8 protein-coding genes and 2 pseudogenes are annotated in these 13,114 nt (G+C 58.4%); 4 read left to right on the top strand and 6 right to left on the bottom strand.

Annotation, left to right across the window (positions count from 1 at the left end):
- From K289_RS0134710 to K289_RS0134720, 3 genes and pseudogenes are all read right to left on the bottom strand, one after another.
- Positions 1 to 222, bottom strand: a pseudogene (locus K289_RS0134710) (IS110 family transposase); the annotation flags it as partial.
- Positions 223 to 331: 109 nt separating this feature from the next.
- Entirely contained in the window at positions 332 to 1,936 is a 1,605-nt protein-coding gene (locus K289_RS49340) for a carbohydrate porin (protein WP_156918346.1), read from the bottom strand.
- Between the two features lie 995 nt (positions 1,937 to 2,931).
- Positions 2,932 to 3,861 (bottom strand): TauD/TfdA family dioxygenase, encoded by a 930-nt coding sequence (locus tag K289_RS0134720; protein WP_027555666.1) that lies wholly within the window; start codon positions 3,859 to 3,861, stop codon positions 2,932 to 2,934.
- A gap of 1,120 nt (positions 3,862 to 4,981) precedes the next feature.
- On the opposite strand from K289_RS0134720, the gene K289_RS0134725 reads away from it, so the two are divergent.
- The 4 genes and pseudogenes from K289_RS0134725 to K289_RS46175 all read left to right on the top strand — a co-directional run bounded on the left by K289_RS0134725 (position 4,982) and on the right by K289_RS46175 (position 10,258).
- Positions 4,982 to 6,454 carry an acetyl/propionyl/methylcrotonyl-CoA carboxylase subunit alpha gene (locus K289_RS0134725; RefSeq protein ID WP_027555667.1) on the top strand — a complete coding sequence of 491 codons (1,473 nt, stop codon included), beginning with the start codon at positions 4,982 to 4,984 and terminating at the stop codon, positions 6,452 to 6,454.
- A 1-nt stretch (position 6,455) separates the two neighbouring features.
- Positions 6,456 to 6,959: an acetyl-CoA carboxylase biotin carboxyl carrier protein subunit gene (locus K289_RS46165; RefSeq protein WP_051311105.1), complete on the top strand. Its 504-nt coding sequence runs from the start codon at positions 6,456 to 6,458 to the stop codon at positions 6,957 to 6,959.
- 134 nt (positions 6,960 to 7,093) lie between these two features.
- Entirely contained in the window at positions 7,094 to 8,569 is a 1,476-nt protein-coding gene (locus K289_RS46170; protein ID WP_245284081.1) for an acyl-CoA carboxylase subunit beta, read from the top strand.
- Between the two features lie 155 nt (positions 8,570 to 8,724).
- Positions 8,725 to 10,258: pseudogene (locus K289_RS46175) on the top strand (class I adenylate-forming enzyme family protein).
- A gap of 80 nt (positions 10,259 to 10,338) precedes the next feature.
- Here the strand turns inward: K289_RS46175 and K289_RS0134745 are convergent.
- Genes K289_RS0134745 through K289_RS0134755 form a run of 3 tightly spaced genes read right to left on the bottom strand, consistent with a single transcriptional unit; the run spans position 10,339 to position 13,093 of the window.
- Positions 10,339 to 10,635 (bottom strand): ferredoxin family protein, encoded by a 297-nt coding sequence (locus K289_RS0134745; protein ID WP_027555668.1) that lies wholly within the window; start codon positions 10,633 to 10,635, stop codon positions 10,339 to 10,341.
- 32 nt (positions 10,636 to 10,667) lie between these two features.
- Positions 10,668 to 11,975 (bottom strand): FAD-dependent oxidoreductase, encoded by a 1,308-nt coding sequence (locus tag K289_RS0134750; RefSeq protein ID WP_027555669.1) that lies wholly within the window; start codon positions 11,973 to 11,975, stop codon positions 10,668 to 10,670.
- A complete protein-coding gene (locus K289_RS0134755; protein ID WP_027555670.1) occupies positions 11,972 to 13,093 on the bottom strand; it encodes an electron transfer flavoprotein subunit alpha/FixB family protein in 1,122 nt (373 codons plus the stop codon). The genes K289_RS0134750 and K289_RS0134755 overlap by 4 nt, the downstream gene beginning before the upstream one ends.
- Positions 13,094 to 13,114: the final 21 nt, after the last annotated feature.

Raw genomic sequence — 13,114 nt, forward strand, 5'->3', positions numbered from 1 at the left:
CGTCAGTTGTCGATGCAGGCCATATCCGCAGGGTCCGGCTTCGTAACAAAAACTTACCTGCCGGTCACCCTTGCCAAGCTTGTTCGCCAGCTTGTCGATTTGATCAGCGCGATTAGGGATGATCCCCAAGTTACGAACTTCACCGCCGCGCATCCCTTCCGCCACTGCGACCGAAATCGTCGCCTTGTGCACATCCAGTCCCACGAAAATGCTATTGTTCATCAGGCCCGCTCCCCATGCTTGAGGCTCGGCACCGGCTCATCCGGCGCAACCCTCGATGGAGCTTGCCGCGGGGCGGGCCGCCTGTCACCTCAGAGGGCAAACATAGGGTCTAGAAGAACATTGACGTCGATACCAACAGATTCAAGGCGTGGCCGGTTTGACGTGTATATGTGATGCTCGTCGGATTGTTGATATAGGTCAGTCCTATACTTGTGTATATTCCGGGCGCCACATGCGCGGTATACGTCCCCGATATCGCAGTACTATCGCGATGCGCAAGATGCCCTCCAGCGAGCGCAGCGTTAACTGCAAAAGCACTCCACGCGGTGTGGGTGGCAACAATTGCCATTTGATCATGCGGGCGGCTGTCAAATAACCCCTTTGCATAAAGACGGACTTCGTAATACTGGCTGACCTTGTTCAGGTCGGGCGGAGCGTACATTGCAGAGAACCCGCCATAGATACCGCGAGATGGCGAGGTTTCCATATCGAGCTGCCAGAGCTGCCTGTCCGCAGCGACGTAGTAGACGCTGTTCGCGTTGTTTCTCGGCTGACCCGGATATTGCAAATTCGTGTAGCTGCTGTTGTTCAAGCCGAGGCCGGCCCGCAACCATGTCTCGGGCGCGCCGGGAGCCGCTTTGTTCTTGTAACCAGACTCGTCAAGCAGAAGGATACCGGCGTTAGTCGTACTCCAGTTTAGACCTGTAGGATTTTCGGCTATCTGCGCCGCTTGACCGTCGGGGTTCAGCGAGCGCTGGATTGAAAACTTGTTATAGATGCGATCATCAAAATTGTACTTCACATTGAGAGCCGGCGTGGGCGCCGGATTGTTGCTCATTCCTGCCTGGTATAGGATGTTCGATGAGGGTCCAAAAACATTGACTCCGGCATTGCCGCCAACCACTGTGCCGGCGAACTCATTTTGATTTCTGAGATAACCCAGCTTGAGTTCGACCCTCCTGTCGAAAAACGTCTGATAGTAGGCAATCGTATTGATGCCCACCCGATCTGGCCCACCCGGCTTCCATGTCCAGTATTGCTGCTCGGCTCCCACAATAATCTGACCATCGGGAATTCCAAAGCGGCTCAGATCGTAGGTCACGATCAAGAAATTCGCGGTATTAAACGTCGGATTTTGTCCCATATAACGCTGATCAGCAATGGTGCTTCTAGCCGCATTGGGCAGTTGATTGTCTATGAAAGTGTTTTGGGTCCAGCCAACATAGCCTATTCCCACCTCTGCTAATGCAGATCTCACGCCGCCGCTATCCTGATCGATAGTGTCGGCAGGACCAGGAATGTTGAGCCACATTCCCTTTTCACGAAGGGCCTCGAACCTGGCGAATGGGTCGGCGGGTTTTCGAGTTTGATAGTTGGTCACCTCGTTTGTGCTGGAGCATTGCGGGGACGAGCGATTAACAGCTTGCGCCGACGCACAGCCGCCGACGACGCTCGCTGCTCGTCTAAGCTCTCGGACGCGGACTTTCGCCCCGCCAACCGGCTTCTTTCGAACCCTGCTCTCGGAAAGCTCATCGGGAGTATCGATCCTTTGAGACACGCTGGTGCCTTGTACCGGCGCCGAATTGACGCCAAGGCTCGCGGCAAGAGAAAGTGCGATGGCAAGCGATCTATCCTGCTTGGCTGTTCCGATGCTCCAAAGCGTCGCCGCGGCCGAATGTATCCGCATCGATGCCGCGACCACGCAACCGTACATAGTGAACCCCGCTTCCCTTTTCTCAGCTTTACTGGACCAGGCCCTCCAGCAAATCGGTCCGGAGCGTCTGATTGTCAGGAGGTCACGCCGGCGACGCTCGAGGCGCCAGCCCCGTCTATCCGCCCCATACTCGTTCACGGTTTTCGCGCTCTATCGGCTACTGGAGCCGGGACATGCGCATGAGCGCATATGTCGATCGCTCGATAAGTACTTCCGCGCGAGAGACGCGGACGGCGACCCGAACGTGTTCGCCGTTCATGAACGGGAGCGACCCATCTCAGTCGTCGGCCTAAAGATTTCGCTCATTCTGATCATCCGATTCAAGAGACCGCATGTTCGACAGGACAGGAGCGATTGACGCCCAGATTTGTACCGCTTGCGAACGAACGCAGTGCCCGAGCGGCTCGCCATTCATGGGCCCACGACTGTCATGTGCCGCCTCGTTCATCAATTGCCGAGGTTGGTAGTTGACGAGGTCCGCGGGGCTGAGTCTCGCTGCGTGCGGCTGAGGTCGTTGGCGCCCGCCAGGCGTTCGCAGAAGGCAGCACGCGATGGATTGAGCTCGCTTTGCCTGCCAAGTTCAGCTGGTGCGATGTGCGAGGGCTCTTTCCCGAAGTACGTGGCGGGATGAATGGACAGAACATGGGCTTTGCGACGGATACGCGGCCGCGCAAAGCGGGCGGTCGAGTTGCCGCCGCCATCGCTTACCCAAGAAGGCGGGAGCGAAGTGGCTGCCGAGCCCCGTCGTGATCCATAGAATTGCGGTTCCGGAAAAGCACTCTCAATCTCCGAAGCTGGATCAAGCCGCTCCCGCGATTCGCGACAGGGTATCGTTGGCCGATCTGCCGTCGTGACGCGGATTGGTACAGATCCGGACCTGGCCGGAAGAAAGGACATGGACAGCGGTTCAGCGAACGGAGCGGACGGCTCGTTGGGCGCCGAGCCAGATCAGTGGGACAAGCGAAGGGAGTAAATGCAGCCGCAGCGCAAAGCTGCTAGGCGTCCGCCGCAAGCGGTTGCTTGGTGACTTTTGTCCGCGTGACACTGGGCCGACCGTCGATACTGACCGGGACCTCTCCCTCGATCGCTGCCCGGCGCACGACCCGGTGCTGGCCATTGTAATCATTGACTGCAAAGTGTTGCGTGGCGCGGTTGTCCCACATCGCTACGTCGCCCTCTTTCCAGCTCCAGCGCACCGTGTTCTCGGGAGCTGTGATGTGGGACTGAAATAGATCGAATAGTTTTTGGCCATCATATTTCGGGATCCCAACGAACCGCTTCACCACGTCGCCAAGAACCAGTGTACGTTCGCCAGTCTCTGGGTGAACGCGTACAACCGGGTGCTCGGTCTCATAGATCGTTCGAGTGAAGACTTCATCGAAATGCTTCTTGTCTTCCTGGCTGGCGCGGGCCATTACGGCGTAGTCGAAGGCGTTGGTGTGAACGGCCCAGAGCTCGTCGGCAAGCCTGCGCAGCGGCGGCGGCATATCGAGATAAGCGGCTGCCGTGTTCGACCAGATCGTATCGCCCCCGAATGAGGGCAACACGACGCCCCGCAGCACTGCGATCTTGGGATAGGCGTCAAGGAAGGTTCCATCGCTGTGCCAGAGATCGGCCCGGCTCGCGGCGCGGGTGGAGTCAAGTTCGATGATCGACGTTGTTCCTTTGATGGCACCGAGCGTCGGATGCGGGACAAGCTTTCCGAAACGATGAGCGAATCGCTCATGTTCGACGTCGTCGAGATGCCCCTGGTCGCGAAAGAAAATGACCTTGTGTGAGATCAGTAAGGTGTTGATCGCAGCGATCGTCTGGTCCGGCAAAGCCCCCGAAAGCTTGATGTTCCTGATTTCGGCGCCGATGCGCCCTGCGCGCTTGACGATATCAGCGGGTGGAATAACAGCATCGATCGCGACCGCTCTATTCACGCTGGCATTCTCCGAGCTTGCCGTTTTTTGGCGAGAATCACCGGTTGCCTGAGACGCGACCTGACGCGGCATCCGTCAAGAGAAGCGGTGCTTGATCCATCGATTGACACGCTCTTCAGCCCAGGTCCGCCAAATGGTCTGGGACCGTGACACCGGCCTGCCCTCTCGATCAATTGCCAAGATTGGTAGTTGACCGGACGCACACTCGCATATGACGACGGTGGTCCGTTCTGGTCAAAACCGAGACATGTACCTCGAGATTGGTATTAAAGGCATGTCGCCGACCAATCGAGGTAACTAGGCACCATGGTCGACGCCGAAGCCGCAGGAGGTACCAAGGGTCCTCACCTTCGTTCAAGGCGCGACGCTCAATGACAGCGTTTGTCACCAGCCGGGACCGATTTTTGATCCGTTTGCGAAGCTGTCGGATCCGTGCGCCGTTGCAACCTGGCTCCTGCACGCGAGCAGTTCAGCTTTCTTGTCGCAGCGATCAGGGCAATCCCTACGGTCCGAATGCCGCCAACTGATCAGCCGACTGGCTCGAGCCGCCCACCACGAAAATCTGCCCAATTTCAGCAGGCGAGCCTATCCGAGGGCTTGAATCACACGTCGCGTCAACTTGTACGATCTCGAACAATACTACGGCGATTTCTGGCTAGGTCGTCGCCACCCATGAGTTGGGGAATCTCAATGTCTCTGCCCGTTCAGCCTCCCACGACACAAGCCCGCCAAGGTGCGGGGGCCTCGCTCCAACACTTGACGCGGACACAGCCTATCCAGCAGACCACCCATCTGAGGCCCAGCACATTTGGATTGGCCGCTGTGTCGGATACCCGACAAGAACTTCTCCCTCACCTATCGAACACGCTCACCGCCTGACTGCGAACGAGAGTCGTCAGTTCGAGTGATCTCGCCATGTGATGACAGTTTGAGGTCGTGCAAAAGGACGCACCAGTTCGAATTGACTACATCGCGACAAGTTTCGATCGACCATCGTTGGGCTCGTCCCAGCCGTCCATAGGCGGCACGGAGCTAGGATGTGCGAGGACGACACGACAATTGCGGGTCAATCACTCGCGAGCCTCGAATTTCAGCCCCTGATTCTTCGGAGAGTAAACGAATGCAGACGTTTCCATTCGGCACGGTTCTGATAGCTAACAGGGGTGAAATCGCCGTACGCATCATCAAGACGTTGCGCAACCTGGGGCTTCGCTCTGCAACTGTCTACCATGAAGCCGATGCCCGGACGCCGGCCGTCTACATGGCTGATACCGCGATCGCTATAGGCGGCCATCCGCCAATGTCCGCCTACCTCGATTCCGAGCAAATCATTGCCGCCGCTCGCAGCGCAAACGCTGGCGCACTGCATCCAGGCTACGGATTTCTATCAGAGAGCGCGGAGTTTGCCCGGGCCGTTGAATTGGCTGGCATAACATTCGTTGGGCCCACATCCGAAAACATCGAACTTATGGGCGACAAGACCCGGGCTCGCAATTTCGTTCAGGGGAGCGGATTTCCGGTCGTGCCCTCGGCCATCGAGGACGACGATGCATCGACATTCGCGTCAAGAGCGCGGGCCCTTGGGCTGCCTTTGCTCATCAAGCCTTCAGCGGGCGGCGGAGGCAAAGGTATGCGGATTGTACAGGATGTCCGCGCTCTGGATGACGCGATTGCTCAAGCGCGTCGCGAGGCGCGGCGGTATTTCAGGGATGGCAGGCTGTACGCCGAGCGATATGTCGAAAGGCCACACCACATTGAAGTTCAGGTGCTGGGTGACGGCTTCGGAAATGTCGTCCACCTGTTCGAGCGCGAGTGCTCGGTCCAGCGCCGATTCCAAAAGATCATCGAGGAGACTCCCTCGCCGGCCCTGCCACAAGAGCTGAGGAAGCGGCTCTGCGACACCGCCGTCAGTATTGCCCGTAGCATCAAGTATCGAGGCGCCGGTACCGTGGAATTCATCCTTTCGGGAAGCGAGTTCTACTTCCTTGAAATGAATACGCGGCTGCAAGTCGAGCATCCCGTGACCGAGGTGGTCACCGGAATAGATCTTGTTGCGGCACAACTCCATGTCGCCGCGGGACATGAACTTTCATTTTTGCAGTCGGATATCGTCTTGAGAGGTCACGCGATTGAGGCCAGACTGTATGCCGAAGCTCCCGAAGTCGGATTCGCACCGACGACGGGCAAGATACTAATGCTTGAGTACCCAGAAAGCGCAGATGTGCGAATTGACAGCGGTATCGTTCAAGGTCAAGAGATCACGGCGGCATTCGACCCTCTCCTGGCCAAGATCATCGCACACGCTTCCACGCGTTCCGAGGCTACCCTCAAATTGGAACGGGCAATTCGAGAGCTGGTCCTTCTCGGCTGCGAGACAAACGCGAGCTTTCTAGCACATCTGCTGACGGACAGCACGTTTCAAAACGGAGATATGCATACTGGATGTCTCGATGACAACCCAGGCCTCGCCCTTGGATCTAGGAGCGACATGTCTCCCTTCCTGGCGGCTGCCGCGCTTCTGACCAGACCGGTTCGCGATTCGGCGGACGCCGTGCCCGCCCTCCACGCAGCTCTTGGCAAGTGGAGAAACTGACGTGAAGCACTTTTTCGAGCTCAATGGCTACAACTGGGAAGTATGGCTTTCACCTTGCCAACAGGGCTATCGGCTTCACTTGCCGGGAGGGACGATTTCGCAGGTCGCGTTCTCGCATCAAAGCGACGGCAGCGGCTTGCTTGTGATTGAGGGCGACGCCATTCCCGTCAAATTCGCGATCGATGGTGACACGATCCATCTGCACATCCGTGGCAGGACGCACAGTTTGCGATACCTCGATCCATTGCGGGCACTCGCTTGCGCTGACGCAGCTGCCGAGCATCTCGTGGCCCGCGCACCGATGCCCGGACTTGTGGTTGCGACTAAGGTTTCGCAAGATGACGTCGTTGCTGCAGGTACGGCGCTCATGCTGATCGAGAGTATGAAGCTGGAGATTGTCATTTACGCTCCGAGGCATGGCAGGGTCGACCAGATTCATTTTAGAGAAGGCGAGAGTTTCGAGCGAGACGCCACGCTGATCACGCTATCCGAGACAGGTCGCTGACATGCAACGGATTGTTTCACGGCTCGACGTCAACTCGCAGGCGTTTCGCCTGAACGCACTTCATAACGGACGGCTTGCCGCAGAATTGAAGGAACGCCAGCATTCAACCCGTTTCGACCGCCCCGAACGAGATCTTGAGCGGCTGCGGTCGACAAAACAAGCTGTTCGTTCGCGAACGGCTCGAGGCTTTGCTCGATCCAGAGACTCCGTTCCTCGAGCTGTCGAGCTTGGCCGGCAACAAAGCCTATAACGGCGAGGTCCCTGGCGCGGCACAGGTCGTCGGCATCGGCCTGGTAGCAGGTCGGGAAGTCATCATTCATGCAGATGACGCCAGCGTGAAGGGCGGCGCATGGTACCCGCTGTCCGTGAAGAAGCTCGTGCGTGCTTTGGATATCGCGATAGAGAATCGTCTGCCCGTGGTCCATCTGTGCGACTGCGCAGGCGGCTTTCTGCCCTTGCAGGCGGAGTTCTTTGCCGACCGCTATTGCGCGGGTCGGATTTTACGCAACCAATCGATCCTCTCCAGGATGGGGGTTCCTCAGGTCGCGGTGGTGATGGGTCACTGCTCCGCGGGGGCGGCCTACGTTCCGGCCCTTAGCGACTACAACATCATCGTGCAGGGCACCGGAGCGGTCTTCCTTGGGGGTCCCCCGGTTGTAAAGGCCGCCACTGGAGAGGACGTGTCAGCCGAGGAGCTTGGCGGCGCTCACATGCATACGAGCATCTCGGGAACGGGAGACTATTTCGCGACCTCCGAGATGCATGCGATTGCCATCGCACGGGACATTGTCGCCCGCACGACGCGCCCCACGAAAGCGCCGGTTGATCAAACCGCCCCGGAACCACCAGCCTATGATGCAACCGAAATTTATGGAATCATCCCAAGCGATTCTCGCGTTCAGTTCGATATGCGGGAGATCCTTGCTCGTCTGGTCGACGGCAGCCGATTCCATGAATACCAGCCAAGCTATGGCCAATCGCTCGTATGCGGTTTCGCGCGCCTTCATGGATATCAAATCGGCGTACTTGCCAACAATGGCGTGCTTCTAAACGAAAGCGCGCTTAAGGGCGCGCACTTCATTCAATTGTGCGACAAGAACCGAACGCCCCTGCTCTTCCTGCAGAACATCACCGGGTTCATGGTTGGTCGCGAATACGAACGGCGCGGCATCACCAAAGATGGAGCCAAGCTGATCATGGCGCTGTCAGGCGCGTCGGTGCCTAAGTTTACGGTGATTTGCAACAGCTCCCATGGAGCAGGAACATACGCCATGGCCGGACGTGCCTTCGATCCGCGCTTTGTATTTGCGTGGCCACAATCTCAGATATCCGCCATTGGGGCGGAGCAAGCGGCTGGCGTCCTCACTCATGTCAAGGCACGGCAACTGGCTCGTGAAGGTGGACGTCTGTCCGACGAACAACTAGCGGCCATTCGAGAGCCGATATTGGAAGAATATCGCGAGCGGTCGAGCGCTTACTACGCGACTTCCGAGATTTGGGATGACGGCATTCTAGATCCCGTAGACACCAGAAACGCGCTGTCAATCGCCTTGAGCGCATCGCTCAATGCTTCAATCGAAGCGCCACACTATGGCGTTTTCAGGATGTAGCGGCGGATGAGGTTGTCGGCTCGGACCAGAGACCCTCCGCATCGATAACAACGTTACGACAAACCGGCTCTCACGCGTTCCATGCGCCGGTACAATCGCCACGTAAGGAATTGAGGCCCGGCTCGATGTGTCGGTCAACGAAAGCGAGATGACTCATGGATCTTTGCACACTCATTGAGCGCAATGCCGCCTTCGCTCCCAACAAGCCGGCAATCCGCTTCGAGGGCGACAGCTTGAGCTACGCCGACTTTGATCGACGTATCAAACAGACGGCACAAGCCCTTGTGACTGCGCTCGGAGTCCATAAAGGCGATCGTGTCGCCGTCCTCAGCCTCAACCGCCCTGATTATCTCGTTCTTCTGTATTCTTGCGCACGGATCGGGCCATATTGGTTCCGGTGAATTGGCGTCTGGCGCTCGCCGAGCAGAGCTTCATCCTATCCGACGTTGGTGCCAAGGTGCTTGTGCTCGAGCGGGCCTTTGGCGGCCTTCTGCCAATAATCGCGGAAACACTGCCCAAGATCGCGACAGTTGGCTTGGACTTTGCGCCTCCCGACGGGCGGATGTGGGACTCCCTGTTGGACGAGGGGTCGCGCGAGAGCTGCGACTCTCCCTCGGACCTGACGGACCCGCTCCTGATCGTCTACACATCAGGTACGACAGGACGGCCAAAGGGTGCGGTGTTGAGCCAGCAGGCCTTACTGTGGAACGGTGTGATGAGCCAGCATATGCACGCCCTCACGTCGGACGACCACGTGCTGACGGTATTGCCGCTTTTCCACGTTGGCGGGCTCAACATCCAGACGACGCGGCATTACATGTCGGCGCGACAGTAACGATCCATCCACGCTTTACCGGAGATGCGGCGATTGACGCGTTGAATCACCTTCGGCCGACGTTGACGGTGCTCGTGCCAGCGATCATTCAGGCCATAACCGACAGCGTCAGGTGGCCAACGGCCCATCTGTCGTCGCTCCGGGCCGTATCTGTCGGTTCCACGATCGCGCTGCAGTATCTGATTGATCGCTTGGTCAGGCGCGGCGTCCCCGTATTGCAGGTCTATGGCTCTACCGAAACGAGCCCGATTGCAATCTACACGCGGCTGGGCGGCGAAGTGTCCAGAGAGGACTCGACCGGCCTACCGGGGCTATGCTGTGAGGCGATTGTCATGGATAAGTGCGGCAACGAGTTGCCCGCAGGGGTACCGGGAGAGATCGCCGTGCGCGGGCCGAACGTTTTGCAAGAGTATTGGGGCGACCAGCAGGCAACGCGTGACGCACTGCGCGCTGGCTGGTATCGCACTGGTGACATCGCGGCTCAAGATACTGACGGCCATTTTTGGATAAAGGACCGGAAAAACCGTCTGATCATTTCTGGTGGCGAGAACATTTATCCGGCGGAAGTCGAGCGCGTACTTCTAAATCATCCCGATGTCGCAGAGTGTGCGGTCATTGGTCGACCCCATCCGCAATGGGATGAAGTGCCGATCGCCTACGTCATCATGCAGGCGGGAACTCGGACTGACGCAAAGACTTTGGTGGCGCACGTGCAATTCCATCTGGCGCGGTTCAAGGTGCCACGCGAGATCATTTTCACGAAAGAACTGCCGCGAACAGCATTGGGCAAGATCCAGCATAGCGTACTTAGAGAACTCGATTCTCGATCCAGCGAAGGACGCGACGCTGATTGAGTATCCAATCTGAAATGAGGATCCAATCTGATATGTCGTAGCGGGTGCTGTGCGCCGTTGTTGCTTGCCCCCGGCTCGGCTCAGCCGAACTTGAATAGCACTCCGTAACCGCCGCGGGGGTAGCTCCACTCGATGTCGCCATTCTCCTCGCAGATGATCCGGCAGGTGCCACATTCCATGCAGCCGTCGACGGTCACCTCGACCTGCCCCTGGTCATTGAGCTCGTAGCAGCGCGCGGGGCAGGCCTTTAGCAGGGACAAGAGCTGCGGCGAGGGGGTGCTGTGCGGCCGTACTTTGATGTGCGCACGGCCCGTATCCACACGGTAGCGATTATAGAACAGCTTGTCCTGGACGCGTTCGGGTGGCTCGATCGACATGGTCCAATCTCCGTCAGTTCCCATCGCTCAATTCAACGCCACGCCCGCACAAAACGGAAGGCGTCGCTGAACAGCCCCCTGCGCGAGCGGGCCGTTATGAACGACTTGAGTGCCAGCTTTTCCTTTTCGACCTTCGGCGTGCCGTCGATGCGCAAAAAGCCCTGCATCGCCTTCGAGAATAGCTGCGGATAGGTCAAAAAGAAGTTTTGCGACTGCGTATGCATCAGCGCAGGCATATCCTTGTACTTTTTCAGATCCTTCATCACGAAGGACTCATTGAGCATCCTCCTGTACAGGGCGAGATTCTCGGCCGTCATCGGCCTTTTCTGAGACCTGAGCTTTAGGATCGCTTCCGCTGCGATACGTCCGGAAGTCATTGCGAGGTTTGATCCCTCGCGATGAATAGCGTTGTTGAACTGCGCGGCGTCGCCGACCACGACCCAGCCCTTGCCGTAGAGTTGCGGGATTGCCTTATAGCCGCCCTCTGGAATGAGATGTGCAGAATATTCTTTCACCTCCGAACCTTCTATCAGCGGCGCGACTGAGGTGTGCCGCTTGAACCGCTCGAGCAGCCCGTAAGGTGTCTCGGCAGCCGACTCAAAATCGGCGATGAGACATCCGATCCCGAGCGAGATACATTCCTTGTTCGTATAAACAAACGCCATACCGGTCATGCCGCGCGTTATGGTGCCTGCGGCTTCAATCACGGCGCCTTCATCACCTTTTAGATTGAAGCGTGCCTCGATAGTCTCGCGCGGCAGGAAATGCATTTCTTTCACCGCGAGCGCGACGTGCGCGGGATTCGGCCGCTCACGCAGGCCGGCGCGCGCACCGAGCAGGCCGTTGACGCCCTCCGCCAGGACGACGACGTCGGCATGGATCTCGCCGTCGCGGCGATCGGTCCGAACGCCGACCACGCCGCCGGAGGTATCCCGAACAAGCTCGGTCACAGTGGTTTCGCACAATACCGTGGCGCCGGCTTCGCGAACTTTCTGAGAAAACCATTTATCGAACTGGGCACGAATGATCGTATAGCGGTTTGGTCTCTCTTCATTGAAGTCATCTGAGCGGTAGTGCAGGCCGGTGTGCGAGTGATCGTCCATCATCCAGAAGCGCTGCTCGACCAGGTTCCGCTCGAGCGGGGCGTCTTCGCGGAAGTCGGGAATCAATTTCTCCAGCATGTCAGCGTAAAGGATCGCACCTTGTACGTTCTTGGAGCCAGAATACTCTCCGCGCTCGAGCTGCAGCACCTTCATGTCATTCTTGGCCATCGTGAGCGCCGCCGCGTTCCCCGCCATGCCAGCTCCAACGACGATGGCGTCGAACTTTTCATCGATCATGACGATGCTCCTGCAGCTTTCGATCGGCCACGCGATTCGCTCATCAGCCGCGCGCGAAACGCCGCGGTGAGCGGCGGCAACAGGCGGATGGCGTCGTCAACGATGCCCATATGGGCGAAGTCGAAAATCGGCGCATTCTTGTCGGTGTTGATGGCGACGATGAGATCGGCGCCTTCGACGCCGACCCGATGCTGGATAGCCCCCGAAATGCCCGCTGCAATATAAAGCTTGGGCCGAATGGTCTTGCCCGTCTGCCCGATCTGGCGGTCGGCGGTGGCCCACCCCTTTTGCACCAGCGGCCGCGAACAGCCATACTCGGCCTTCAGAACGGTCGCGAGCTGCCGAACCAGCTGAAAATTTTCCGGCGATCCAATGCCCAGGCCGCCGGCAACGACTATGTCAGCATAAGGAAGGTTGGATTTCGCGGAGTCCCGATCGGGCAGAAAGGAGAGAACTTTTGTGACGATATCGTCTTCGCGGAGGTCCAGTGCATGGGTGATGACCCGACCGACGGGACGCGCGGTGCGTTCGGGCATCGGCATCACGCGGGGACGGACCGTCGCCATCTGCGGCCGGTAGTTCAGCGTGTAGATGGTGCAAAGGAGCGAACCGCCGAACGTCGGTCGTGTCGCGGCAAGGGAGCCATCGGCGTCAACGTCGAGTCCCGTGCAATCGGCGGTGAGCCCGGTGAGCAGAGTGGTCGCGACCGAGCCCGCAAGATCGCGGCCGAGGGTGGTTGCGCCTAAAAGCAGTATCTCCGGCTTGTGTGTGTTGACGAGTTCGGTCAGCGCCTTGGTGTAGGACTCATTGCGATAGTCAGCCAAGATGTTGTTCGCGACCAGGTACACGAGGTCGGCGCTGTAGCCGAACGACATGGCCACGGCCTGCTGTGTTGCGGCGCCTTCCGGCCCGATGACAACCGCGGCAAGATCGACCTTGAGCTGATCGGCGAGCCTGCGGCCGGCGCCCATCAATTCCCAGGAGACGGGGTGCACGACCCCGCGCTCCTGCTCAATGAAGACCCAGACGTGCCTGTAGGCCCTGAAACGCTCGGGCAACTCCTTCTTCGTCGCGGCACGGCCTGCTGCGGCGGCCGGCGTCCTGGATTTACTGCTCATGGTACTTCTTCCTCTCTAAGG

This window comes from Bradyrhizobium sp. Cp5.3 (genome assembly GCF_000426265.1).
Classification (GTDB): domain Bacteria; phylum Pseudomonadota; class Alphaproteobacteria; order Rhizobiales; family Xanthobacteraceae; genus Bradyrhizobium; species Bradyrhizobium neotropicale.

What these genes read in the sequence shown, in the direction of transcription:
- K289_RS49340 (WP_156918346.1), bottom strand. Translation starts at nt 1,936, where the DNA reads ATGTACGGTTGCGTGGTCGCGGCATCGATGCGGATACATTCGGCCGCG.
- K289_RS0134725 (WP_027555667.1), top strand. Translation starts at nt 4,982, where the DNA reads ATGCAGACGTTTCCATTCGGCACGGTTCTGATAGCTAACAGGGGTGAA.
- K289_RS0134745 (WP_027555668.1), bottom strand. Translation starts at nt 10,635, where the DNA reads ATGTCGATCGAGCCACCCGAACGCGTCCAGGACAAGCTGTTCTATAAT.
- K289_RS0134750 (WP_027555669.1), bottom strand. Translation starts at nt 11,975, where the DNA reads ATGATCGATGAAAAGTTCGACGCCATCGTCGTTGGAGCTGGCATGGCG.
- K289_RS0134755 (WP_027555670.1), bottom strand. Translation starts at nt 13,093, where the DNA reads ATGAGCAGTAAATCCAGGACGCCGGCCGCCGCAGCAGGCCGTGCCGCG.